This window comes from Corynebacterium striatum ATCC 6940, assembly GCF_000159135.1.
GTDB lineage: Bacteria > Actinomycetota > Actinomycetes > Mycobacteriales > Mycobacteriaceae > Corynebacterium > Corynebacterium striatum.
Genome location: NZ_GG667520.1, coordinates 311,130 through 334,904, shown reverse-complemented (window position 1 = coordinate 334,904; position 23,775 = coordinate 311,130). Strand labels below are relative to the sequence as shown.

Annotated in this window: 20 protein-coding genes and 1 riboswitch; of the genes, 8 read left to right on the top strand and 12 right to left on the bottom strand. The window is 60.4% G+C overall.

The annotated features are described in order from the left end of the window. The first annotated feature begins 21 nt into the window (after positions 1-21). A riboswitch (TPP riboswitch) is annotated at positions 22-137 on the top strand. From thiC to HMPREF0308_RS03790, 6 genes are all read left to right on the top strand, one after another. Continuing rightward, positions 134-1,891, top strand: coding sequence for a phosphomethylpyrimidine synthase ThiC (gene thiC, locus HMPREF0308_RS03815; protein ID WP_005528887.1), 1,758 nt, complete (start codon positions 134-136; stop codon positions 1,889-1,891). Its footprint overlaps the riboswitch before it by 4 nt. After that, a complete protein-coding gene (locus HMPREF0308_RS03810; protein ID WP_005528885.1) occupies positions 1,884-2,525 on the top strand; it encodes a thiamine phosphate synthase in 642 nt (213 codons plus the stop codon). The genes thiC and HMPREF0308_RS03810 overlap by 8 nt, the downstream gene beginning before the upstream one ends. Beyond that, a complete protein-coding gene (gene thiO, locus HMPREF0308_RS03805; protein ID WP_005528883.1) occupies positions 2,522-3,637 on the top strand; it encodes a glycine oxidase ThiO in 1,116 nt (371 codons plus the stop codon). Before HMPREF0308_RS03810 ends, thiO begins: the two co-directional genes overlap by 4 nt. Before the next feature lie 45 nt (positions 3,638-3,682). Then, a complete protein-coding gene (gene thiS / locus HMPREF0308_RS03800; RefSeq protein WP_005528881.1) occupies positions 3,683-3,880 on the top strand; it encodes a sulfur carrier protein ThiS in 198 nt (65 codons plus the stop codon). A 4-nt stretch (positions 3,881-3,884) separates the two neighbouring features. Beyond that, positions 3,885-4,664 (top strand): thiazole synthase, encoded by a 780-nt coding sequence (locus HMPREF0308_RS03795; protein WP_034656818.1) that lies wholly within the window; start codon positions 3,885-3,887, stop codon positions 4,662-4,664. After that, positions 4,664-5,818 carry a ThiF family adenylyltransferase gene (locus tag HMPREF0308_RS03790; RefSeq protein WP_005528878.1) on the top strand — a complete coding sequence of 385 codons (1,155 nt, stop codon included), beginning with the start codon at positions 4,664-4,666 and terminating at the stop codon, positions 5,816-5,818. The genes HMPREF0308_RS03795 and HMPREF0308_RS03790 overlap by 1 nt, the downstream gene beginning before the upstream one ends. A 14-nt stretch (positions 5,819-5,832) precedes the next feature. Here the strand turns inward: HMPREF0308_RS03790 and HMPREF0308_RS03785 are convergent, their stop codons facing one another. The 6 genes from HMPREF0308_RS03785 to rimM form a co-directional block, all read right to left on the bottom strand. Beyond that, positions 5,833-7,956: a YhgE/Pip family protein gene (locus tag HMPREF0308_RS03785; RefSeq protein WP_005528876.1), complete on the bottom strand. Its 2,124-nt coding sequence runs from the start codon at positions 7,954-7,956 to the stop codon at positions 5,833-5,835. A 102-nt stretch (positions 7,957-8,058) separates the two neighbouring features. Then, positions 8,059-10,365, bottom strand: coding sequence for a Tex family protein (locus tag HMPREF0308_RS03780; protein ID WP_005528875.1), 2,307 nt, complete (start codon positions 10,363-10,365; stop codon positions 8,059-8,061). Positions 10,366-10,547: 182 nt separating this feature from the next. Continuing rightward, positions 10,548-11,126, bottom strand: coding sequence for a hypothetical protein (locus tag HMPREF0308_RS03775; RefSeq protein ID WP_005528873.1), 579 nt, complete (start codon positions 11,124-11,126; stop codon positions 10,548-10,550). 151 nt (positions 11,127-11,277) lie between these two features. Further along, positions 11,278-11,640 (bottom strand): hypothetical protein, encoded by a 363-nt coding sequence (locus HMPREF0308_RS03770; protein ID WP_005528871.1) that lies wholly within the window; start codon positions 11,638-11,640, stop codon positions 11,278-11,280. Next, positions 11,630-12,496: a tRNA (guanosine(37)-N1)-methyltransferase TrmD gene (trmD, locus tag HMPREF0308_RS03765; RefSeq protein ID WP_005528869.1), complete on the bottom strand. Its 867-nt coding sequence runs from the start codon at positions 12,494-12,496 to the stop codon at positions 11,630-11,632. The genes HMPREF0308_RS03770 and trmD overlap by 11 nt, the downstream gene beginning before the upstream one ends. Further along, the gene (gene rimM, locus HMPREF0308_RS03760) at positions 12,493-12,993 is read right to left on the bottom strand and encodes a ribosome maturation factor RimM (protein WP_034656817.1); all 501 of its coding nucleotides are present in this window, start codon (positions 12,991-12,993) and stop codon (positions 12,493-12,495) included. The genes trmD and rimM overlap by 4 nt, the downstream gene beginning before the upstream one ends. Positions 12,994-13,124: 131 nt before the next feature. On the opposite strand from rimM, the gene HMPREF0308_RS03755 reads away from it, so the two are divergent. Then, positions 13,125-13,535, top strand: a complete 411-nt coding sequence (locus HMPREF0308_RS03755) for a cupin domain-containing protein (RefSeq protein ID WP_005528866.1) — start codon at positions 13,125-13,127, stop codon at positions 13,533-13,535. Between the two features lie 95 nt (positions 13,536-13,630). Here the strand turns inward: HMPREF0308_RS03755 and rpsP are convergent, their stop codons facing one another. Next, entirely contained in the window at positions 13,631-14,128 is a 498-nt protein-coding gene (gene rpsP / locus HMPREF0308_RS03750; RefSeq protein WP_005528863.1) for a 30S ribosomal protein S16, read from the bottom strand. 442 nt (positions 14,129-14,570) lie between these two features. On the opposite strand from rpsP, the gene HMPREF0308_RS03745 reads away from it, so the two are divergent. Continuing rightward, the gene (locus HMPREF0308_RS03745; RefSeq protein WP_005528861.1) at positions 14,571-16,841 is read left to right on the top strand and encodes an acyltransferase family protein; all 2,271 of its coding nucleotides are present in this window, start codon (positions 14,571-14,573) and stop codon (positions 16,839-16,841) included. Position 16,842: 1 nt separating this feature from the next. Here the strand turns inward: HMPREF0308_RS03745 and HMPREF0308_RS03740 are convergent, their stop codons facing one another. The 5 genes from HMPREF0308_RS03740 to HMPREF0308_RS03720 form a co-directional block, all read right to left on the bottom strand. Then, the gene (locus HMPREF0308_RS03740) at positions 16,843-18,027 is read right to left on the bottom strand and encodes a TIGR04053 family radical SAM/SPASM domain-containing protein (RefSeq protein ID WP_005528859.1); all 1,185 of its coding nucleotides are present in this window, start codon (positions 18,025-18,027) and stop codon (positions 16,843-16,845) included. Between the two features lie 135 nt (positions 18,028-18,162). Then, complete coding sequence (gene ffh / locus HMPREF0308_RS03735; RefSeq protein ID WP_005528857.1) at positions 18,163-19,788, bottom strand: signal recognition particle protein; 1,626 nt, start codon at positions 19,786-19,788, stop codon at positions 18,163-18,165. A gap of 47 nt (positions 19,789-19,835) precedes the next feature. Then, positions 19,836-21,947, bottom strand: coding sequence for a [protein-PII] uridylyltransferase (locus tag HMPREF0308_RS03730; RefSeq protein ID WP_005528855.1), 2,112 nt, complete (start codon positions 21,945-21,947; stop codon positions 19,836-19,838). 1 nt (position 21,948) lies between these two features. Beyond that, positions 21,949-22,287 carry a P-II family nitrogen regulator gene (locus HMPREF0308_RS03725; protein ID WP_005528853.1) on the bottom strand — a complete coding sequence of 113 codons (339 nt, stop codon included), beginning with the start codon at positions 22,285-22,287 and terminating at the stop codon, positions 21,949-21,951. A 3-nt stretch (positions 22,288-22,290) separates the two neighbouring features. Continuing rightward, positions 22,291-23,703, bottom strand: a complete 1,413-nt coding sequence (locus HMPREF0308_RS03720) for an ammonium transporter (protein ID WP_005528851.1) — start codon at positions 23,701-23,703, stop codon at positions 22,291-22,293. Positions 23,704-23,775 lie beyond the last annotated feature (72 nt).

Below are 23,775 nucleotides of genomic sequence, written 5' to 3'. Positions count from 1 at the left end.
CAGGGCTTATGGTGTGTAATGCAAGTACCCCACGGGTGCCCATGAAGAAGTGGGCTGAGATAGGCGCAGATACCGCACCTAGACCGTTTGAACCTGTCTGGTTAGCACCAGCGAAGGAAGAGAGGAAGGCGCCATGACGGCTACCCCTAATGAGATCCACCCCAAGCATTCTTACTCCCCTATCCGCGCAAACGGACTGGAAGTTCCGGAGACCGAGATCGCTCTAGATGATTCCCCGACGGGGCCCAACGAACCTTTCCGCGTCTACCGCACCCGCGGCCCCGAGTGCGAGCCGGAGGTGGGCCTGCCGGGTCTGCGCAGCGAGTGGATCGCGCAGCGCGACGACGTTGAGGAGTACGCCGGCCGCGAACGCAATCTGGCCGACGACGGCAAGTCCGCGCAGCGCCGCGGCGCTGCCTCCCAGGAATGGCGCGGGCAAAAGCGCACTCCTTTGCGCGCCAAGCCGGGCAAGCGAGTCACCCAGATGCACTATGCACGCCAGGGAATCATCACCAAGGAAATGAAGTTCGTGGCGCTGCGCGAGCACTGCGATCCCGAGTTCGTGCGCGCCGAGGTCGCCCGCGGACGTGCGATTATCCCGAATAACATCAACCACCCTGAGTCCGAGCCGATGATCATCGGCCGAAAGTTCTTGACCAAGATCAACGCCAACATCGGCAACTCCGCCGTGACTTCTTCTATCGCAGAAGAAGTGTCCAAACTGCGCTGGGCCACCCGCTGGGGAGCCGATACCGTGATGGATCTTTCCACCGGCGATGACATCCACACCACCCGCGAGTGGATTCTGCGCAACTCCCCTGTGCCAATTGGCACCGTGCCCATCTACCAGGCGCTGGAGAAGGTAAACGGCGTGGCCGAAGACCTTACCTGGGAGATCTTCCGCGATACCGTCATCGAGCAGTGTGAGCAGGGCGTGGACTACATGACCATCCACGCCGGCGTTCTGCTCCCATTTATCCCGTTGACCACCAAGCGCGTCACCGGAATTGTCTCCCGCGGCGGTTCCATCATGGCGGGCTGGTGCTTGGCTCACCACAAGGAGTCCTTCCTCTACGAGAACTTCGACGAGCTATGCGAGATTTTTGCGCAATACGACGTCGCTTTCTCCTTGGGCGATGGCCTGCGCCCTGGCAGCCTGGCCGATGCCAACGACACCGCGCAGTTCGCTGAGCTCAAGACCATCGGCGAGCTCACCCGCCGTGCCTGGGAGTACGACGTGCAGGTCATGGTGGAGGGCCCCGGCCACGTTCCGCTGAACATGATCCAGGAGAACAACGAGTTGGAGCAGGACTGGGCTTCCGACGCCCCGTTCTACACGCTCGGCCCCTTGGTCACCGACATCGCGCCTGGTTACGACCACATCACCTCCGCCATCGGCGCCGCACACATCGCCATGGGCGGCACCGCGATGCTGTGCTACGTCACCCCGAAGGAGCACCTGGGCCTTCCCAACCGCGACGACGTCAAGACCGGTGTCATCACCTACAAGCTCGCCGCGCATGCCGCCGACGTAGCAAAGGGCCACCCCGGCGCGCGGGCGTGGGATGACGCGATGAGCAAGGCCCGCTTCGAGTTCCGGTGGCACGATCAGTTCGCGCTTTCGCTCGACCCGGAAACCGCACAGGAATACCACGACGAGACCCTGCCGGCTGAGCCCGCCAAGACCGCGCACTTCTGCTCGATGTGCGGCCCGAAGTTCTGCTCCATGCGGATTAGCCAGGATATTCGCGATACTTTCTCAGATTCCCTGGGCATGCCGAGCTTCCCTGTCGATGCCAAGGCGGGCGAGGCAATGATGTCGGCAGAGTTCAAGGCGCAAGGCTCCCAGCTCTATCAAACGGCAGACAAGGAGCCAGCCGGCCGTGCTTGATCTGCGTTGTTACTTCGTCACCGGCACCAATATGACACCGGAGATTGCCGCGGCCGCCGTGCGTGGCGGCGCGGGCGTGGTCCAGGTGCGCTCAAAGCCTATTTCTGCCCGCGCGCTCTATGATTTGGGCGCCCGCGTGGCCGAGACGGTGCACGAGGTAAATCCGCGCGCGCACGTGCTTATCGACGACCGCGTCGACGTCGCCCTAGCTCTGCGTTGCGCGGGCGCGCCCGTACACGGCGTGCACATCGGCCAGGACGATCTCTGCCCACGTGCCGCGCGTGAGCTGCTCGGCCCCGATGCCATAATTGGCCTGACCACGGGAACGCTTGAGTTAATTAGGGACGCGAACCAGTACGCGGACGTCCTCGACTACGTCGGCTGCGGTCCCTTCCGCGCTACCCCGACGAAGGATTCCGGGCGCACCCCGCTGGGGCTCCAGGGCTACCCAGAGATCGTCGCCGCCTCGCAGCTGCCCGTAGTCGCCATCGGCGACGTCACCGCGGACGATGCCGCCGAGCTCGCTGCAACCGGCGTCGACGGCCTGGCCGTAGTGCGCGGAATCATGAATGCCCCGGACCCGGCTGCCTACTGCGAGCGTCTCCTGAGCGAATTCGAGAAAGGTCGCGCATGAGCACTGCCAGCTCAAGCGTTGCCATCGTCGGCGCCGGGGTCATCGGCCTTGCCACCGCAGTAGAGATGGCGCAGTCAGGGATCAATGTCGATGTCTTCGACCCAGCGCCGGCATCCGGCGCCACGCACCATGCCGGCGGCATGCTGGCTCCCGCCGCGGAGGTGGTCTATCAACAAGACCCGCTCTTTCCGCTGATGCAGGCCTCAGGCAAGTGGTATCCGGAGCTTATCGCGGCCGTCGCCAAGCACAGCGACCTCGATACCGGCTACCGCGACGAAGGCACGCTCGTGGTAGCCGCGGACCGCGCCGATTCCCAGCATTTGTCAGAGCTCATGGACTACCAGAATGCGCACGGCATGCAGGTCGAGCGCATCACCGTGCGGCAGGCGCGCTCCCTCGAACCGGGGCTGAGCCCACGCCTGGCCGGCGCCGTCTCAATTCCTGGGGATACGCAGGTCTTCCCCCGGCAATGGGCGCTCGCGCTATATGACGCCGCGGAAAACTTAGGCGTGCGCTTTCACCGCACAAAGGTCACACACATCGACGATGGAGTCGACGGCGGAATGGTACACACCGAAGAAGGTACCTTCGCCGCAGACCAGGTGGTGCTGGCCGCCGGACTGGGGGCGAATGGTCTTAGCGGATGGTCGCAACCGCTGCGCCCAGTCTATGGCGACATCCTGCGCCTACGTGTGCCAGAGCAACGCCGCCCGCTACTAAACCGCGTGGTGCGCGGATTCGTGGAAGACCGCCCTATCTATCTGATTCCACGCGGCGACGGAACCATCGCCGTGGGCGCGACCAGCCGCGAGGATAGCCTCCATGCCCCGCTGGCCGGCGGTGTCTATGACTTGCTGCGCGATGCCATCCGGGTGCTGCCGGGCATCGAGGATTGCGAGTTCCTAGAAGCCACCACCGGCGCCCGCCCGGGCACGCCTGATGATCTTCCCTACTTGGGGCGCGTGAGTGACAGGCTCATTGTCTCCACTGGGTATTTCCGCCATGGCATCCTGCTGGCCGCCTTCGGCGCACGGTGTACGCGCGAGCTCGTCCTCGGCGAGGACCCCAGCATCGACCTTTCGGCCTGTGACCCGCTGCGCTTTGCGCGCTAGAGCCGAAGTACAGACAGCTATATCAAGACAGGTATAAGGAACACGATGACAATCACCTACAACGGGCAGAAGATGGATACCACCGCAGCAACAGTGGCAGCACTGATTGCCGAGGTCAATGCACCAGAAGCGGGCACTGCGGTGGCCATAAATGGCGCGGTGGTTCCGCGCTCGGCGTGGGAAGACACCCGCCTCGAAGAAAGCGCGGTCATCGATGTTCTTACTGCAATCCAGGGAGGCTAGTAAAGTGCTGACAATCGCGGATAAGAGCTTTGAATCCCGGCTCATCATGGGCACAGGAGGCGCAAGCAGCCAGGACGCGCTGGAAAAAGCGCTGGTAGCCTCCGGCACGCAGCTGACCACCGTGGCGATGCGCCGCCACAGCGCGCAGGCAGGTGGCGAGAGCGTCTTTGACTTGCTGCGCCGGCTTAACATCGAGCCGCTGCCGAATACCGCGGGCTGCCGCACCGCGCGCGATGCCGTGCTCACGGCGCAGCTGGCACGCGAGGCGCTAGGCACCAATTGGGTCAAGGTAGAAGTCATCGCGGATGAACACACGCTGCTTCCCGATGTCGTAGAAACCATCGACGCCACCGAGCTCCTCGTGGCAGAGGGGTTTACGGTCTTGGCCTATACCAGCGATGACCCAGTGGCGGCGCTGCGCTTGGAGGATGCGGGCGCTTCCGCCGTGATGCCGCTGGGCGCGCCGATCGGCACGGGGCTGGGTATCTTAAATCCCCACAACATCGAGCTCATCGCCGCGCGCGCCAGTGTGCCCGTGCTTGTCGACGCCGGCATCGGCACCGCCTCCGACGCCGCCCTCGCGATGGAGCTAGGCTGTGACGGGGTTCTGCTGGCCAGCGCTATCAACCGCTGCCAAGACCCCGTGGCCATGGCCCACGCTATGCGTCATGCGGTGGCCGCCGGGCACTATGCCCGCCAAGCAGGACGCATCCCGCGCCGCGAGCATGCCCAAGCCTCTTCAACCTTTGAAGGCCTTGCCAGCTGGGCCAATGAGGTGCTCTAGTGGGCCTTAGCGAACTCGAGTCTGCCCGCACCGCGCGCCAACAGGTGCTAATCGGCCAGGATGCGCAGGTTGCGCTTAACCGCGCGCACGTGCTCATCGTGGGCGCGGGCGGATTGGGCTGCCCGGTCCTGCAGCAGCTGGCCGCCGCGGGTATCGGGCACATTACGCTCATCGACGATGACGAGGTAGCGCTGAGCAATATCCACCGCCAGGTGCTCTTCGGCGTGGATGACGTGGGCCAGCCCAAGGCCGCGGTCGCCGCCCGGCGCGCCCGCGAGCTACAGCCAGAGATACACATCGAGGCGAAAGTCGCCCGATTTAGCGCAGACAATGCACTGCATCTGTGTCAGGACACAGACCTCATCATCGACGGCACAGATACCTTCGACACGAAGTACCTCATCGCCGACGCCTGCGAGGCAACCTCGACTCCGCTGGTCTGGGGCACCGTCTTGGGTTTTCGCGGCGACGTAGCACTATGGCATTCAGGCACTGAGACCCCGGATGGCCGCGGCTGCGGTTTGCGCGACCTCTTCCCTGCCGCTCCCACTGCCGATACCCTTCCCGATTGCGCCAGCGCCGGTGTTCTGGGAGCTACCACCTCCGTCATCGGCGGGCTGATGGCCACCGCCGCGATTGGCTGGTTCACCGGAATCGACACCACCGTGGGCCAGGTATCCAGCTACACCGCGTACCCAGCTAGTCTGCGCAGCTTCCGCGTCAGCGCCGATCCCGGGCGCGCACTATGCACCTCACTGGGAGCTCATGCCGAGCTCAATTCCAACGCCAGCGTTGCTGCTAGCGCCAGCGTTGCTGCTAGCGCTGGCGTTGCTGCTAGCGCTGGCGAAACGGCGGAGTGCTTCCTCGACATCCGCGACCCGTCCGCACTGCTTTATAGCTCGCTGCCGGCGAACTTGCGCCACCGCGCTCTGCCTTTTCACACGATTGCTGCAGGCACCGCTGGCGATGAGAAGGTGCGCGAGGCGCTGGGCTCTTTAGATGCTCCGGCTGGCGGCACCGTCTGGGTAATTTGTAATTCTGGCAGCCGCAGCGCCGGGTTCGCGCTGCGCTATGGCGAGCTCGCCGCAGGGCTTGGACTGCGGCTGCGCAACTACCCCGGCGGCGCGGAGCGCCTACACCGGGAGCTTGGTTAGCTCGCGCACGCCGCTTAAGCCGTGGCCGCTGTCATGACCTTGTGCTCGTCCAATAGGCGCGCGGTACCGTGGTGGCGTGCGCGGAAGATGAGGTAGCTGGCGGCTACTGCCAAGACGGTGACGCTGAGCAAGACTACGATGCCGCCGGCGAAAGTGCCGTCATGAATGCCATCGGTGGCGCGGGTGAAGGCATTCTTGGCATAGGTCATCGGGTGCAATGGATGCAGCAAACGCAGCGGTGCCGGAATGGCCGCCGTGGGCCACACGCCGCCGAAGACCATGACGCCCATAGCAAAAACGCCGACCGCGAAGATGGCGCCAATCCTGCGCCCGAAGGTCACCAGCAGCAGCTGGTAGGTGGCAGCGCCCACCATCGCGATTGCTGCGAGCACTCCCAGCATCATCGGCCAGCTTGCCGGGTGCCAACCCATAAGCGTGGACATCAGCGCCATACCCAGCAACAACAAGAAGTTGATTCCGCTAACCAGCGCGAATGCGGGCAAAATGCCACGCAGATAATAAGGCAGGGTCATAGAGAGCAGCAGCATGGCTAGGAAGCCAAAGACGAGCACCAGAAGCATCGAGACGCCGCCCGCGATTTCCTTCTTGGTTGGGTCGACGGCACTAACGCCGGTCTGCACCGGATGGACGTTGGATTCAGTGAAGTTGATCGGCACCGCCATATTCTGTGAGGTCACGTCCGGCTGGGTAATACGCGGGGCCTTCTCAGCGCCCTCGCCCAGCTTCGTGGCGAGCTGACCCGAACCATCCTTGAGCCTATCGATGCCGTCTTTCAATTGGGCACCGCCGCTCTTCAACTGACCGGTACCATCCTTGAGGCTCGTGGTGCCCTCTGCCAGGCGTCCCGCGCCTTCATTCAGCTGCACGGCACCGGTCGATAGCTTGCCCACGCCACTTTTCAGCTGGCCGGTTCCCTCCGCCAGCTGATGCGTGCCCTGGTTGAGCTTGAGCATGCCACCTAGGTACTCGGAATTCGGGTCAGACAAGTTGTAATTCAACTGCTTCGTACCATCACGCAGCTTCTCCAGCTGGGATACCATGTTGCTGCTATTTGCCGGATCCAGCTTCGTCAGCAAAGCGGAAAGCTGGTCTGCCTGGTCCGTCATTCCCATTCCGCGCAGCACATCCACTAAGCCGATGAGGCTCGGCACCACTGACTGTGCTTGCTGCAGGAGTGGGATGAGCATGCCGGTAAGCTGGCCGACGCCGCCTTCGATTTGGCTGGCGCCTTCGCCAAGCTTGCCCGTGCCCTCCAACAACTTATCGGAGCCCGTCGCCAGCTTATTCGCGCCGTCGTCAAGCCGGCCCGCTCCCGTGGAAAGCTCGCTTACGCCCTGGACTAGCCGGCCAGTGCCATCGTGCAGCTGCCCCGCACCGTTGTTGAGCTCGCCCGCTCCGGCATCCAGCTTGTCGATGCCGGTCACAGCCTTCTCGCCGCCAGCCTGCAGCTTGCCCACGCCCTCGTCAAGACGGCTTGCGCCTGCGGCTGCGGCACCGATGCCATCGCTGAGCTTGACCATGCCCTCGATGACTTGATCCGCATACTTTTTGGAAATCGCGTTCTCAACGCTGGTCTGCACCTGCGGAACCAGGCTCGAAGAAATCACCGAGCCATTCGTTCCGTAATAGTCGTTGCTGGCGAAGTGGATCTGCGGTTTGACCGGCTTATCGCTGATGATGGTGACCGCTTGCTCCGAGAAATCCTTTGGGATGGTCACCACCATCAGGTACTTGCCCTTTAACAACCCATCATTTGCCTCCTGGGCGTTCATCTCGGCGAAGTTCAGGTAGTCAGTTTCCAGGAGGCCTTCTACTACTTGATCGCCGTAGTTGACGTACTTGCCCTGCTTTTCCACGCCTACGTCCTCGTTGACCACCGCCAGGTCAATCTGCCGCATGTACTTGGAAGGGTCCCACATCGCCCACATCATCGTGGCTGCGAGGATGACTGGCGCTACCAGCAGGAAAACAATCAGCACCCGCGAGAGTGTGCTCCGCGGGCGCCAGTCCAGGATGCGATGCCACCCTTCCGCTTCCGTTTCCTGCACGGCATGGGCAGCCGGCTGCGTGGCGTGGAACGGTGTTTGTTTCTGATGCAAGGCGAAAATCTCCCTCATGAAGGCATGGTGACTGCAGCCACCCTTTTTGTTTGTTTCGCCAAACTTATCATTAACTCGCCGCACTGCACTAACGCGCCACGAAGCAACATTTAATAGATTTTATTTGCCGAAGCCGGCCTTCTTCAGTGCATCCGCCATGGAGCCGCCGGCGGGACGTCCACCGGAATTGCCGCGGCCGCCACGCGCTCCACGGCCACCTTTGGCGCCTTTGCCAGTGTTGCCACCACGCTTGCCGCCACCCTGGCGTTGTGCAGGCTGGCCGGGCTCGTCATCCAAGCGGAGCGAGAGGCCGATGCGCTGACGCTGCACGTCAACCTCCATGACCTTAACCTTTACTACCTGCCCGGAGCGCACGACCTCGTGCGGATCGGAGATGAACTTATTGCTCATCGCGGAGACGTGTACCAGACCGTCCTGGTGCACTCCGACGTCCACGAAGGCGCCGAAGGCCGCAACGTTGGTGACGGTCCCCTCCAAAATCATGCCCGGTACCAGGTCTGAGACTTTGTCCACTCCTTCCTTGAAAGTAGCGGTCTTGAACTCAGGGCGCGGGTCGCGGCCTGGCTTATCCAGCTCAGCAATGATGTCCGTGACGGTGGGGACACCGAAAGTATCGTCAGCGAAGTCTGCCGGCTGCAGTTTCTGCAGCACTCTGGAGTTACCGATAAGTTCAGCCACACCGAGCCCCGTGGACTCCGCGATACGCGCCACCACCGGGTAGGCCTCAGGGTGAACTGCCGAGCTATCGAGCGGATCGGTTCCGCCATTAATGCGCAAGAAGCCTGCTGCCTGCTCGAAGGCCTTTGGCCCCAAGCGCGGAACCTTCTTGAGTTCCTTGCGGGATGCGAAGGAACCGTTCTCATCACGGTAGGCCACGATGTTGGTGGCGATGGTGGCGTTTACACCTGCGACGCGCTCTAGCAGCGGCACGGAAGCAGTATTCAGGTCCACGCCCACACCGTTCACGGCGTCCTCAACCACGCCATCGAGGGTGCGAGCGAGTGCGGTCTGGTTAACATCATGCTGATACTGGCCAACGCCGATGGCCTTCGGATCGATCTTTACCAGCTCAGCCAGGGGATCCTGGAGACGGCGAGCGATGGAGACCGCACCGCGCAGGGAGACGTCCATGTCTGGGAACTCCTCCGCCGCCAACTGGGAGGCCGAGTACACCGAAGCACCCGACTCGGAGACAACGACGGGCGTCGGACGCTGGCCGCCGGCCTGCTTCAGCATGTCAGCGATCTCGTTGGCCAGTTTCTCCGTCTCACGGGAAGCGGTGCCGTTGCCGATGGCCATGAGATCCACAGAGTGCTTCGCGCACAGCGTGGCCAGAGTATTTACTGCCTGGCTCCACTGGTTCTGTGGCTGGTGCGGATAGACAATTGCAGTGTCGAGTACCTTGCCAGTGGAATCCACCACCGCGCACTTCACGCCATTGCGGTAGCCCGGATCCAAACCGATGGTGGCGCGCTGGCCAGCCGGCGCGGCAAGGAGAACGTCACGCAGGTTGGTGGCAAAGACCTTCAAGGCGCCCTCTTCGGCGATCTCCTTCAGGCGCATGCGCACATCAAGGCCAGAAGAGATGTAGAGCTTGGTGCGCCAGCCCCAATGCACGGCGTCGGAAAGCCACTTGGAATCCTTGACCGCAAGATCAAAACGCTCGGCAATCATGCCCTCATAGACTTCGTCTTCACCGGCATCCAGGTTGAGCTGGAGAACGCCCTCGTTTTCACCACGCAGCAAGGCCAAAATCCGGTGCGAAGGCAGCTGATCAAAGGGCTCAGAGAACTCGAAGTAGTCCTTAAACTTTGCGCCCTCAGCTTCTTTTCCGGCCACTACACTGGCCCCCATGGTGCCCTGGCTAAACATGCGCTCGCGCACGTCACCCACAAGGTCGGCGTCGAGTGCAAAGCGATCGATGATGATGGAACGCGCGCCCTCTAGAGCTTTCTTGGTGTCTTCAAATCCTTCAGTCAGGAACTGCCCCGCCATCTCTTCTGGATTGGCCGTGGGGTTCTCAATGAGCTTGTCCGTCAACTCTTCCAGGCCGGCCTCGCGAGCGATGTCGGCCTTGGTCTTGCGGCGCTTCTTGTATGGCAGGTACAGGTCTTCCAAACGCGCCTTGGTCTCGCACGCGAGAATCTGTGCACGCAGCTCGTCGGTGAGCTTTCCTTGCTCATCGATAGCCGCCAAAATTGCCTCTTTGCGCTCTTCCAATTCGCGCAGGTACGTCGCGCGCTCCTCAATGGTGCGCAACTGCGAATCATCCAAACCACCAGTGGCTTCTTTGCGGTAACGTGCGATGAATGGGACGGTGTTTCCCTCCGCCAGAAGCGTCAAAGCAGTCTCAACCTGAGACTCCTTTACACCAATCTCTGCGGCAATGGTAGCTGCAATCTTCAAAAGAAATCCTCACCTTTGTGGCTGATTTTCTGGACTCAACAAAGGTACCGCACTGCCCTTTCATCCCAGCGATGAGCGCTCCAACTCCTCAATTACTTTCCCCTCACGCAGTAACGCCCCAACACATTCGTGTCGGGGCGACTCGTCCAGGAAGCGCAATGCTTTGACGTGCTCGCAGGGCGTTAGTAGATGAGAACTGCTGCGTTGTCGCCTCCAGAACAGCGGACAGAGGAGGACGTGCCGGAGCAGTACATGTAGTAGTTGCCGCCGGTAACCGGAGAATAAACCTTCAGCGTTGCGTTCGGGGAGCCGGTCGCGGCGTAGTTGCTTACAAAGGATGAATAAACATTTGCTGCAAAGCTTTGCGAGGTGTTGCCGGTGAGCGCTCGATAGCTGGTGTATCCAGAGGAGTAGGACGGAGCTTGTGTAACGCGCTGAACGGGTGCGACGGGTTCTGGCGCCTGCACAGTCACGGTGGCTGGGCGCTGCTCAGTGACAGTTACTGGGGCGACGTCCTGTGCAGAGGAGACAGGTACTGGGGAGGCCGCACCAGCAGCAGCATCAGAGCCGCCGCTTTTGCCCATGAACGCCATGACGCCCGCCACGATTGCAGCTAGGCAAAGACCAACGATGGCCGTAATAGCCACTGCCAAGCCGGCTGAAATCCCGCCGCGCTGCTCTGTGGGTGCCAGGTAGTTATCTGCCGGATAGGTGAAACCAGCGCCGTTGTTGGCCTGAGGGAAATTGTTGGGGATGGACATGCGGTGCACCTGCCTTGTATCGAGTAAAGAGAGAGTGAAGTAAGGAAACTTCCTTTTGATGACTTCACAATAAGACAGGCACTACCAGCGACGATTGATTTCGGGGAACATTCCCCTTTCCGCAGCTCACAAGATGGCTCGGCCTAAAGATTTATGGTTGCCACGCGCAGGCGGTGCCCAACCCGAACTCAGTGTGACCGATCTCGGAGGTACCGTACCACAGAATGTGTGGTGGCAGGCAGTCCACCACTGCCGCGGTCACCTTGGTCAGCGGCAACGTTGAGGTTCCATTGACGATGACGCGCCAGACATTCTCACTAACCGGCGCGGAGCCATGCTTGTCCATGTACTCGTTGACGAGCACATTATCCGGCTCACACGTGAAAGAGACGACCTCAGCGCTAATATTCGCTGGCTCATAACCGTTTGCAGCCAGCTGTTCTGGCATGCCGTCGAGAATCTCGTTCCACTCTTTTTCCGTCATCAAAACTGACAGGTCAGTACTAACTTCCATTGCGAAGACTCTCCAGGAACTTCTTGTCTTTCTTATCCAGCTCAACTACTTCGAGCAGTTCCGGACGGCGTTCCAGCGTACGTTTTAGCGACTGTTGCCGGCGCCATTCATCCACCCGTGCGTGGTTTCCAGAGGTCAGCACCTCAGGCACGGCCAGCCCACGCCACTCGCGTGGTTTGGTGTAGCTCGGCCCCTCCAGCAAACCATCGGAGAATGAATCTTCCTCATGAGAGCGCTTATTGCCCAGCACGCCTGGGATGAGGCGCACGATGGCCTCAGCAATAACCAGCACCGCCACCTCCCCGCCGATGAGCACATAGTCACCGATGGAGACTTCTCGCACGCGGTAGCGCTGCGCTGCATCGTCAATGACACGCTGGTCGATGCCCTCGTAGCGGCCACAGGCAAAGACGATGTGTTCCTCGTTGGACCACTCGCGCGCGTCTGCTTGGCTAAAAGGTTTACCCGCGGGGGTCGGCACGATCAGCAGCGGCAAGGACGGATCCTCAGCAACGCCGTCCTCCCCTACCGACCGCTCGTAGCCGGTGGCCTCCACGCCCTCGACGTCGTCGTGGCGCGGCTTATTGAGGTGCGGGAGGGAGGATTCCAGGTCCGTGGTGCGCGCGGCACCACTGGCGACGTCGTCAAGCGCAGGGCCCCAGACTTCCGGTTTCATGACCATGCCTGGGCCGCCGCCAAAGGGGGAATCGTCCACAGATTTGTGGACATCCGTAGCCCAGGCACGCAGATCGTGGACGCCTACAGATAGCTTGCCCTGCTCGATGGCCTTGCCCAGCAGAGCATGACGCAGCGGGTCCAAGTACGCGGGGAAAATCGTAATGACATCGAGCCTCACAGGTCCAACAATCCTTCCGGTGGAGTGATGGTGCAGGTGCCTTCGTCGAGATCGACCTCGGGAACGATTTCTTCAACGAAGGGAATCAAGGCTTCCTTGCCAGATTCCAATCGCACCTCCAGTAAGGACTGGGTTGGCCCATGGGTAAGCCCGGTGACCTCGCCGATGTCGTTGCCATCATGGATGACGCGCAAGCCTTCCAACTCATGGTCGTAGAAACCGTCATCGTCAGGGTCATCGAGCGGCGGGGCGAAGAATTGTGTGCCGCGCAGGCTATCGGCTGCGGTGCGGTCTTTTACTTCCTCGAAGGTAATGAGCAGGCGCCCCTTGTGCACGCGAACTGCCTTGATGGTGAGTTCGTGTTCCTTCTTTCCTTGGCGGCCATGGAGCACCTCGCCCACCGCGAAGCGGATTTCGGGCTCGTCGGTGGTGGCTTCGACGCTCAGCTCGCCTTTGATTCCGTGCGATTTGATGACACGGCCGATCATTAGTTCCATTTGCTCAACTTTAATCGCTTCCAACTGACGGCACGAACTACGATATTTTATACGATTTTAGACTTATTAAATCCGATATTTTTGGGTAACGTTGAGAATGAAACCACCGCTTTTAGATAAAGGAGAAGCCCATGGCAGAGCTTCCAATCAATGACGTAACCACCTTCGGTAATGCCAGCCATCGCGGCGAGAAAATGCTCAATCTGGACCTCCTGGCGGAGGCGCCAGAACCAAACGCGCAGCGCCCGCGCCCGGCCGTCAAACGCGTGTTGAGCGCCGATGGCGGCAACCTCATCCTATTCACCTTTAACGCGGGCCAAAGTTTGCCGGACCATAAGGCCGCACATCCGATTACCGTGCAAACGTTGCGCGGAGAAGTCTTGTTTACGTGTGGAGGCAAAGAAGTCCCCCTCCGGCCAGGCCAGATCATCCACCTGCCAGCCTATGTTCCACACCGGGTTGACGCGGTGGAATCGGATGGCGATTCACCGGCAATTATGCTGCTCACAATGTTGACAGGAGAAACAATAGCCAGCGCTTAAAACGGTGATAGCAAAGGGGCGCCTGTTACCGTTCCCCTTTACGGGAGGTAACAGGCGCCCTTTAGAAGATCTAGTTACGCAAAAGCGCAGCGAGATTACTCTGCGGACTCCTCAGAAGCCTCAGCGGACTCTGCAGCAGCAGCCTCAGCAGCAGCAGCTTCTTCTGCAGCCTTCTCAGCAGCAGCCTTAGCCTCTGCCTCTTCCTTGGCCTTCTTCTTCTTTTCGGTGATGGCCTCGATGGATGGGCCGTTGTTAGCCTCAGCCAGTGCAGCGTTGAACAGCTCCAGCTTGGAAGGCTTCGGCTCAGCAACCTTCAGGGTGCCCTCAGCACCTGGAAGGCCCTTGAACTTCTGCCAGTCACCGGTGACCTTCAGCAGCGCGAGAACCGGCTCGGTCGGCTGTGCGCCAACGCCCAGCCAGTACTGTGCGCGCTCGGAATCGATCTGGATGAGGGAAGGCTCCTGCTTCGGCTGGTAGATGCCGATGTTCTCGATAGCCTTGCCGGAGCGGCGGGTGCGTGCATCAGCGATGATGACGCGGTACTCAGCGTTGCGGATCTTACCGATACGCTGCAGCTTGATCTTGACAGCCATGATTGGCTCCTTTTCTAGTCACCGGGCAGTTCAGACACGCACAACCTGATAGCGGTGCGCCGGTTCAGCCCTTGGTTTTACCCTGCGCGTGACATGCCGGCCGTCCGTAGGCGGTACCGGCGTTACGCAGAATTTTAAGTTTGAGATGCAATCCGCACGTGTGCATACTCTTCTTCAAAAGAAGCACGTGACAGACAACCTAAACGATTTTAGCGTCATGCGAATGAAAAAAGAAATCTGCACAACGGCCCAAGCAACTGCTGCCTCTAAGTAGCCGAGCCGTTATGCCCTTGGGCGCACAACAGAGTAATCTGTTTGACGCTAACCAATCACCCTGCCAGGCCTTACCTTAAGCGATTGAGCGCTGCGCCCTCCTCTAGGGCGGTCTCATGCAAGAGTATTCAAGATATTTTTGCAGTTGCCCGGCCTGCTGAGAGAAATTATGACTGAAGATTCGCCACGCAGCTTCCGCTACCGCTACGACCTAGACGGTCTTCGCGGCATCGCTATCGCACTCGTGGTTATTTATCACGTATTCGTCGGGCGAGTGTCCGGCGGCGTCGATGTCTTCTTGCTGCTTTCTGGCTACTTCTTTTTGGGCTCGCAGCTTCGCTATGCCGCCAAGCCAAATGCATCCCTGAATCCATGGTGGCCGATTTGGCGCACGCTCAGGCGCCTCGTACCAAGCCTCGTTCTAGTTATCGGCGCCACCTATTTCTTGGTACGCACTTTCACGCCGGAACTCATGCGCACCGAGCTGGCTCAGCAAATTACAGCCACGATGCTCTACTTCCAGAACTGGGAACTAGCGAGGCAAAACGCGGATTACACGGCCGCCTCTGCAAGCACCTCGCCACTGCAGCACATGTGGTCAATGGCTGTGCAGGGCCAGTTCTACATCATGGGCATCGTTTTCGCGCTGATTCTCGCGGCCATCATGAAACTGCGCCCAGCTGAGGACCCTAAGCGTCTCAAGCAGGTGCGCTTCCCCACTGTCAATCAAATCGCTGGCCCCATTCTTATCGTCGCTACTATCGCATCCTTTGCTTATGCATCTCGCGAGGGGCTGTACGGTTCGCCCGCTAACTACTACTCCACGTGGTCCCGCACATGGGAGTTAACGCTCGGCGCCGTTCTCGCGATTTACGGCTCGAAGTGGAATATCCCAACTCGATTCTCCAATTTCTTCACCGGGCTCGGCCTCGTATGCTTGGTTTTTACCGGCGCCGTTATCGCAGAGACCACCGCTTACCCGGGACCGCTTTCCTTGCTTCCGCTCGGCGGCGCTGTCCTAATTATCTTGGGTGGCGGCGGATCTATTTCCCGCCACATGGCTTCCCCAAAGGCACGCTGGCTTGGCGACGTCGCGTACCCGCTCTACCTCTGGCACTGGCCACTGTTGATCCTGTCTACAAAGGCATTGGATCTAGAGACCCCGCCGTGGTGGCTGGGCATTATTATCATCGCGATTTCCTTGGTCCTCGCAGACCTCACGCACCGCTTCCTGGAAAAGCCTCTGCGCCAGGCTCGCAAGCGCCCGACCAAGGATGATCTTCCAGTCAACAGCGCTATTGCATCGATGAAGCACACACCTGGTTCCTTGCGCGCTGTTGGTGGTGTGCTTATCAGCGCCTGTGTAGCTGGCCTGCTATTAATCCAACCGATGTGGATGAGCACCATCTACTCCGAGAATGCGGAAAACCTCGATCCAAAGCTGTACCCAGGCGCAGCCGCATTTGCCATGAACGCTGACACCCCGAAGGGCGTGGAGTTTAAGCCAGACCCTATTTTGGTCGGCGGCATTATGCCTCCAACTGCTGTGGCCTTCTGTTTCATCGGCCAAGACATGCCTGCGGATTACTTGCCTAGCGCACGCCTCGACGGCACACCTTGCACATTCGGTGACCGTGAAGCAAAGACTGAAGTCTATGTGGTTGGCGGTTCTCACGCAGAGCAGTGGATAGCTGGCCTTGACCGCCTAGGCCGCGAAATGCACTTCAAGATTGTCCCGATGCTGCGACAGGACTGTCCGATTGAGCTTGGCGACGACCTTACAGTCACCCCTGAGTGCAATAAGTGGGGCGAGATGGTCACTGACCGCATCGTCGACGCCAAGCCGGCCCTGGTCATTTCCAACACCACCCGCCCTTCGGGCCCGCTTGGTCAAGGTCCGGACTACGTCCCAGCCGGATACATCGAATTCTGGAACCGCTTGGCTGAGGAGAAGATACCTTTCCTCGGTCTGCGTGATAACCCCTGGGGCTTCGATGACGCCGGTAAAGGCCGCGAGTTTGATGAATGCTACGTAGCTACCGAAGACATTGAAGGTTGCGGCATGACTTTTGACGAGGTTTACGCCCCTGTTGATCCAGGCGCCGAGATCTTGTCTGAGTATGACAACATGATTTCCCTGGACACCTCTTCTTGGTTCTGTGACAAGGACGGCGCTTGCCCCGTTGTCATCGGAAATACCATGGTGTACCGCGATATGCACCACATCAGCAATGCTTTTGCCGAGTCCGCAGCCCCCATGCTGCGCAAGGCTATCGCTCCCTTCCTCGAAGGCAAGAAGCAAAAGCAGGACCCGCCTGAATCCCCATCATCAACTCCGAAGCCCACGCCGCAGTCTTCGACGCCGAAAACTGTGTCCCCTACTTCGGAAGCGCCTCAGCCGGTTCCCTACCCTTATTACTTCGACAACGACGCCGTCTAAGTTAGCTGCTTTTAACGTGGGTGGCGGCGTCAAGCTTGTCCTTCTGCCTTTCCCATGCAAGCGGAACATAAGCACACGTGGGATCGGAGGCCAAAGGATCGCCCGTCATCGCGAATGCGGTCGAGCGCGAGCCGCCACAGACGCTTGCATACTCACACACCGCGCACTTGCCCGACCACTGGGCAGGATCGCGCAGTTTCTTAAACACCGGCGAATTGGCATAGATATCCGGCAGAGTTTGCTCCTTGACGTTGCCGCAATGCATGGGCAAGAAGCCGTTCGGATAGACGTCGCCCAGGTGATCAATGAAGACGAACCCGGATCCAGCATTGATGGCCATCGGCGGGCGGGGGCGGCGCGTATGTGAGGCATCCGCGGGCCCGAGAACTCGCTCGGTTTCCTCAGTGAGGAACTTATAGAGCTCGCCGCCCTCGTATTCGATTCCCCGCTGGGCTTCGATGACGACGCGTCGATACTGCGGGCCTTCGGTGGTCTTGATGGCGACGCGATTGGAGACGTCGTGCAGCCAATGCATGGCGTCCTCGCGCTCGAGCGGCGTCAGCGCTTCCAAACCAGTGCCACGGCCGGTGGGAACGAGGAAGAACACGCTCCACAGCTTCGCACCCATTGCGATAACGCGCTTGAGCAGCTGAGGTGCTTCCCTGACGTTGTTCTTGGTGATGGTGGAGTTAATCTGCAGACGATAGCCTACGTCCGTGACTGCTTCAGCCATCTTGATAGTTTGGTCGAAAATGCCCGAAAATCCGCGAAAATAGTCATGTGTGTCGGCGGTAGCACCATCAAGGGAAAGGGACAATGCGCAACCGCCAGCGGCGCGCAGCCCTTCCAAGCGCTCACGCGTGAGACGCGGTGTCACCGACGGCGACAGCGACACGTTCAGTCCGAGGGAGGTGCCGTATTCGGTGAGCTCTTCGAGGTCGCCGCGTTCAAAAGGGTCGCCGCCGGTGAGCACCACGATGGGGCGCGGTTTGTCATAGCTCGCGATGGAGTCCAGTAGCGCCTTGCCCTGTTCCGTGGTCAGCTGTCCAGGCGCTGGCTCGTGCTGCGCATCGGCGCGGCAGTGCTGACATACCAGCTGGCAGGCGCGTGTTACCTCCCAAATGGCGATGAAGGGCTTCGCGTTGATGTCATGGTGGACTTGGCGGACAACTGGGGTGGGCTTCATGGCGCGTTCGGTGACCTTTGGACTCGGAAGTTCTTAAATCCAACTTTAGTCGTAGAAAATCTAGGGAGCCAAACCGGCAAAGACAAAAAGGGCGGACACGCAACGCGCATCCGCCCCCTCGTGGTGGGAATCTATTTACTTCTTACCCTGCCCAAAGTCGAGGTTGTTGAGATCGATGTTTTCCATTCCCTTGGGCATCTTCGGCATGCCCGGCATTCCTGGCATTCCACCGCCGCCCATCTGGCTCTGCAGCTTCTGCAGTTCCTCCATGGACGGCATTCCACCAGGCATTCCCGGCATACCTCCTGGCATGCCCGGCATGCCGCCGCGTGGACGATTCTTGGCAGGCTTGCGCTTGCCGTTCTTGCCCTTGCGGCCCTTGGCCTTCTTCTTGGTCGCAGAACGGCCCATGCCTGGGCCCATGCCGAACTGGCCAGCCATCTTGGACATCATCTTCTTGGCTTCGTTGAAGCGCTCGATGAGCTGGTTGACCTCAGAGACCGAAACGCCGGAACCGTTCGCAATACGCTTGCGGCGGGAGGCGTTGAGGATCTTCGGATTCTCACGCTCTTGCGGGGTCATGCCGCGAATGATGGCCTGGATGCGGTCGAGCTGCTTCTCATCGACCATCTCTGCCATCTGGTTCATCTGCTTGCCGCCCGGCATCATCTTCAACAGGTTGCCGATTGGGCCCATGCGGCGGATCATCAGCATCTGATCCAGGAAGTCATTCAGGGTAAGCTCACCGGTGCCAAGCTTGGCGGCAGCTTCTTCGGCCTTCTGGTGGTCGAGGGTGGCCTCAGCCTGCTCGATGAGCGAGAGCAAGTCACCCATACCCAGGATGCGCGAAGCCATGCGCTCAGGGTGGAAGACGTCAAAGTCCTGGAGTTTCTCGCCTGTGGAGGCGAACATGATGGGCTTACCCGTGACCTCACGGATAGACAGCGCCGCACCACCGCGGGCGTCGCCGTCGAGCTTGGTCAGGACCACGCCGGTGAAGTCGACGCCGTCGCGGAAGGCCTCGGCGGTCTGGACTGCGTCCTGACCAATCATGGAGTCGATGACGAAGAGGACTTCATCTGGGTTCACAGCGTCGCGAATGTTGCGTGCCTGAGTCATCAGGGTCTCATCAATACCGAGGCGGCCCGCGGTATCGATGATCACGATGTCGTGCTGGGAGCGCTTGGCTTCCTCAATACCCGCCTGGGCGACGGCGACTGGGTCACCGTGGGAGGTGCCCATCTCGTGCTCATGGGAATCGATGGAGGTACCCGGGTCCGGAGCAAAGACTGCGACCTCCGCGCGCTCGCCGACGATCTGCAGCTGCTGGACCGCGCCTGGACGCTGCAAGTCACAAGCCACCAGCATTGGGGTGTGCCCCTGCTTGGACAGGTGCTTGGCCAGCTTGCCGGCGAGGGTGGTCTTACCAGCACCCTGCAGACCGGCCAGCATGATGACCGTCGGTGGGTTCTTGGCAAACTGCAGGCGGCGGGTCTCGCCTCCGAGGATGTCAACGAGCTCTTCATTGACGATCTTGATGACCTGCTGCGCCGGGTTCAGCGCCTCGGAGACCTCTGCGCCAGCGGCGCGCTCCTTGATGCGCTTGATGAAGGCACGGACGACGGTGAGCGAGACGTCGGCCTCCAGCAGCGCGAGACGAATCTCGCGGGCGGTGGCATTGATGTCGGCCTCGGTCAGCTTGCCCTTGCCACGCAGACCTGACAAGGCTGTTTGCAAGCGATCGGACAGTGACTCAAACACGAGTGAGTGCTCCCTCAGAATCTCGGGTAATTTTTAACTCCCCCAGCTTAGCCGCTCACAAGCGCTTGGGTCACATTCCTGACCAATGTCGCGCGGGGGACATCGCCAAGCGGCTTCGCGTGCAGGACCATCGTGGCGCCCGGAACATAGCTGGTGATCCACTCACAGTCCGGTAGCTTCGCCAGCACGTGCCCCAGCACACCGGTGCGCTCCACCGTGCGAACCTCGAACACACCGCCGGTCCACATCGCAGTGGTCGGCGCCCCGTCAATCTCCGGTAGTACCGTGAATACGCCTGACTTATAAGACTGGATAAACCGCGCCTCGTCCGCCGCGGCATCGAAGCTCTCCGCCACGGTGCGCACATCGAACTCCGCGGCAAACCCCTCCCCTTGCGCATCCGAAACGCGCGCCATCCGCGAAGACACAATGGTCCAGCCCAGCGCCGCGATGAGCGCCAAAGGGCGAACAACTTCGCGCTGGTATTTGCCCCGCCACGTCACGGTGAGCGTGCGCTCTTCATAGTCAGTGCTCAAAGCTATTTCCTCGTCGGCGTAAACCACCGGTTTAGTGGGTGTGAGCGCTTCCAACTGGTCAAAAGCACGCTCGCTCAAGACCTTTATTCCGGACTCTAAACGCGGGTTCCATACATTAGGCCCAGTAGATTCGGCATCGGCTTTGGTCAAGACGAGGAGCAGGGACAGCGTGAGGTAGTCATAATGGACAGCCGCGAGCAACTTATCGCGCGCCTCATCTGAGTGAGGATCCATTCGAGAAACCAGTTTGGCTAGCGTCGTGTGCTCAGCTACTAGGGTTTGCACTCGAGAGCGATCCGCCAAGTTTAATCGCATCTTAGCGGCAGCTTTGGCCACCATCTCCGCGCCGACGGCGGCATGGGGGCGGTCGTAGCCCTTGCCAATGTCGTGGTACAGCGCCGCGAGCAGGAGAAGGTCTGGGCGGGCGACAGTGGTGCGTACCTCGGCGCACCGCGCCACCGTCAGCATCGTGTGGTAGTCCACCGTGTGTGCGTGGCTCCGCTCGCGGGGCAGCATGCCACGAATATGAGCCCATTCGGGAACGAGCTTCTCCCACATCCCTACCCGATCTAATTCCTGAATCAGACGAGGTGTGTCTGTGGGGGAAGACAAGATGGTAAAAAAGGCGTCGGTAGTGGCAGCTTTCCACCTCTGCGGTAGCTCAGGCGATGCAGGCAACAACTTCCATACACCTGGTTCGATAGGGCGGTTGGTCCGCGCTGATGCCGCGGCCACGCGCAGCCCCAGGCCCGGATCATCGAGATCTGCATTACGGGCCAATGTGACGTAACCGCCACTATCCACAACACCGACATCCAGTGGTTTGCGGCTACCGAGGCGCTGGCGCCTGCCCACGACGCCCCGTGCTGTGGCCAATGCCCTCTCCATGGCCTTATCCACTGTCGACGCCGCCTTGACCACCGCAGCCGAAAGCTCGTAGCGATCTACAAAGCCCAGCTCCTCCGCAATTTCGGCCGCAAACTCAGGGTCGAGCAGGTCGCGGTGCCGATGGGCGTGAACATGCAGCAGAGTGCGAACATCCAGCAGCAGGTCGCGCTCAGAATCCAAGCGCGGGGCATCTGCCAAGTTACCCAATGCCAAGGCCCTGATGAACTGAATATCGCGCAAGCCACCGCGGCCGTTCTTGATATCCGGGTTGGTCATCGTTGCCAACGTTCCGGACCGCCGCCACCTCGCGATGGCAGTGTTGAGAAAAGAGTCAAAGTGCTTCTGCAGCAAAATCCGCCACTGGGAAATAATCTTGGCGCGCGCTTCGTCGACAAGCGCCTTGTTCCCCGCCACGTAGGACAGATCCAGTTGCGCGAAACCTGCCGCGGGATCGGCCCCAGCGATTTCCGCACACTCGGTAGGGGTGCGCAGGGCATAATCCAAGTGGTATTTGGCCTCCCAAATGGGGTACCAAATATCTGCCACCGCGTCCTCATCGACCTCCGTGCCATCGGCGTGAATGAGGAGGAAGTCGAGGTCGGAATACGGCGTCATCTCGCGGCGCGCAAAAGACCCTGTAGCTGCGAGGGCGGTCCCCTCTGGCAACTCCAGGGTCTTGGTTAATGCGAGCGCCGCTTCATACGCTTGTGCGCGAAGCTCGGCGGCGTTGTGCATCTTAAACAGCAGCTTCGCCGCGCTCGCCGGTACGGACTCGGATGACGTCCTCGACTGGGGTTACCCAGATCTTGCCGTCGCCAATCTTGCCGGTGTAGGCGGCCTCCACGACGGCGTTAATAATCTCGTCGACGGACTCATCGGAGACCACGATCTCCAGCTTGACCTTCGGAACGAAGTCGGTAGCGTATTCGGCGCCACGGTAGACCTCGCTGTGGCCGCGCTGCTGGCCAAAGCCCTGGGTCTCGGTAACGGTAAGGCCATGAACCTCGAGCTGCTCCAGTGCTTCACGGATATCGGGCAGCGTAAAAGGCTTAACAACAGCGGTAATGAGTTTCATGTCTTACTCCTTGACTTCGGTACGCGGCGGGATAACGGGCGCAGTGCCCAACGTGGAAGTGTTTCCCTGCCCGTTAATAGTAGCGCCCATGCGCCCACGGGAGGAGTCAGCACCACTGCTTAGGTCATAAGCGGACTCACGGTGCTGCGCAACATCGATTCCGCCAGACTCGTCTTCTGCATCAATTCGCCAACCAATGGTCGCCTTGATAAGCAAGGCAATGAGATAGGTGCCAATAGCAGAGACAGCCATGGCTACCACCGCGATGACAGCCTGGACAGCCAACAACTTGAGGCCGTAGACGACGTCGCCGGTAAAGACGCCAGATCCGTCAGCAACCAGCGCCAAGCCTACGGTTCCCCACAGGCCAGCAATGAGGTGCACGCCGACAACGTCGAGGGAGTCGTCGTAGCCAAACTTGTATTTCAGGCTCACGCCGAGGCACGCTAGGACTCCGCCGACAGCACCGAGGAAAATCGAGGTCAATGGGGTCAGCGCTCCAGCGGCCGGAGTGATGGCCACGAGCCCGGCGACGACGCCCGACGCCGCACCGAGAGAGGTGGCGGCTTTGTAGCGAACTGCTTCCGTAGCCATCCAACCGAGCATCGCGGCCGCGGCGGCCACGGTGGTGTTGAGCCACGCCAGGCCCGCCACACCGTCAGCGGCGAAGGCGGATCCACCGTTGAAGCCGAACCATCCGAACCACAGGAGCGCGGCGCCGAGCATCACCATGGGCAGGCTGTGCGGACGCGCGAGCTTGCCTGGGAAGCCCGCACGCTTGCCGACGACCAGCGCTAGGACCAATGCAGCCGTGCCAGCGGAGATATGGACCACGGTGCCGCCTGCGAAGTCAATCGGCGCAACGGTGGCTCGACCGTCGGTGGTGCCGAAGATCCACGAGGAAACGGAAGCCTCGGCGTGGGACAGGATGCCGCCGCCCCAGACCATGTGTGCCAGCGGGAAGTAGACGATGGTGGTCCACAGGCCAGCAAACAAGAGCCACGCGGAGAACTTCACACGGCCAGCCAGCGCGCCAGAGATGAGAGCGGTGGAGATGATGGCGAAGGTGACTTGGAAGGCAATGTCGATGACGTTCGGGTAGCCAGAGGCGCCCTCGACGTAGTTGCCCGCGTCGTCTACGATTTGGCCGCTGAGACCGAAGAATTGGAAAGGGCTGCCGAAGAGTCCAGCGACGGACTGGGAGCCGTAGGACATGGACCAGCCCCACAAGACGTAGATGACGGGGACCACGGCCATGACTCCGAAAGACATCATCATCATGTTGAGCACTTGGCGACGCCCCGACATTCCGCCGTAGAAGAGCGCCAAGCCTGGGGTCATAAGGAGAACCAGGGAGGCACTGACCAGCATCCACGAGGAGTTGCCGGAAGCGGCAATTACTTGATCTGTCGTCATCTTCCACACCTTTTCTATAGATCGATAGATACCCAAATGAGGTTACCTATCGATCTATAGAAAAGGCAAGAG

Coding starts and splice junctions, on each gene's coding strand:
- thiC (WP_005528887.1), top strand. CDS start 134: ATGACGGCTACCCCTAATGAGATCCACCCCAAGCATTCTTACTCCCCT.
- thiO (WP_005528883.1), top strand. CDS start 2,522: ATGAGCACTGCCAGCTCAAGCGTTGCCATCGTCGGCGCCGGGGTCATC.
- thiS (WP_005528881.1), top strand. CDS start 3,683: ATGACAATCACCTACAACGGGCAGAAGATGGATACCACCGCAGCAACA.
- HMPREF0308_RS03785 (WP_005528876.1), bottom strand. CDS start 7,956: ATGAGGGAGATTTTCGCCTTGCATCAGAAACAAACACCGTTCCACGCC.
- HMPREF0308_RS03775 (WP_005528873.1), bottom strand. CDS start 11,126: ATGTCCATCCCCAACAATTTCCCTCAGGCCAACAACGGCGCTGGTTTC.
- HMPREF0308_RS03770 (WP_005528871.1), bottom strand. CDS start 11,640: ATGGAAGTTAGTACTGACCTGTCAGTTTTGATGACGGAAAAAGAGTGG.
- rimM (WP_034656817.1), bottom strand. CDS start 12,993: ATGGAACTAATGATCGGCCGTGTCATCAAATCGCACGGAATCAAAGGC.
- HMPREF0308_RS03755 (WP_005528866.1), top strand. CDS start 13,125: ATGGCAGAGCTTCCAATCAATGACGTAACCACCTTCGGTAATGCCAGC.
- rpsP (WP_005528863.1), bottom strand. CDS start 14,128: ATGGCTGTCAAGATCAAGCTGCAGCGTATCGGTAAGATCCGCAACGCT.
- HMPREF0308_RS03745 (WP_005528861.1), top strand. CDS start 14,571: ATGACTGAAGATTCGCCACGCAGCTTCCGCTACCGCTACGACCTAGAC.
- HMPREF0308_RS03740 (WP_005528859.1), bottom strand. CDS start 18,027: ATGAAGCCCACCCCAGTTGTCCGCCAAGTCCACCATGACATCAACGCG.
- HMPREF0308_RS03730 (WP_005528855.1), bottom strand. CDS start 21,947: ATGCACAACGCCGCCGAGCTTCGCGCACAAGCGTATGAAGCGGCGCTC.
- HMPREF0308_RS03725 (WP_005528853.1), bottom strand. CDS start 22,287: ATGAAACTCATTACCGCTGTTGTTAAGCCTTTTACGCTGCCCGATATC.
- HMPREF0308_RS03720 (WP_005528851.1), bottom strand. CDS start 23,703: ATGACGACAGATCAAGTAATTGCCGCTTCCGGCAACTCCTCGTGGATG.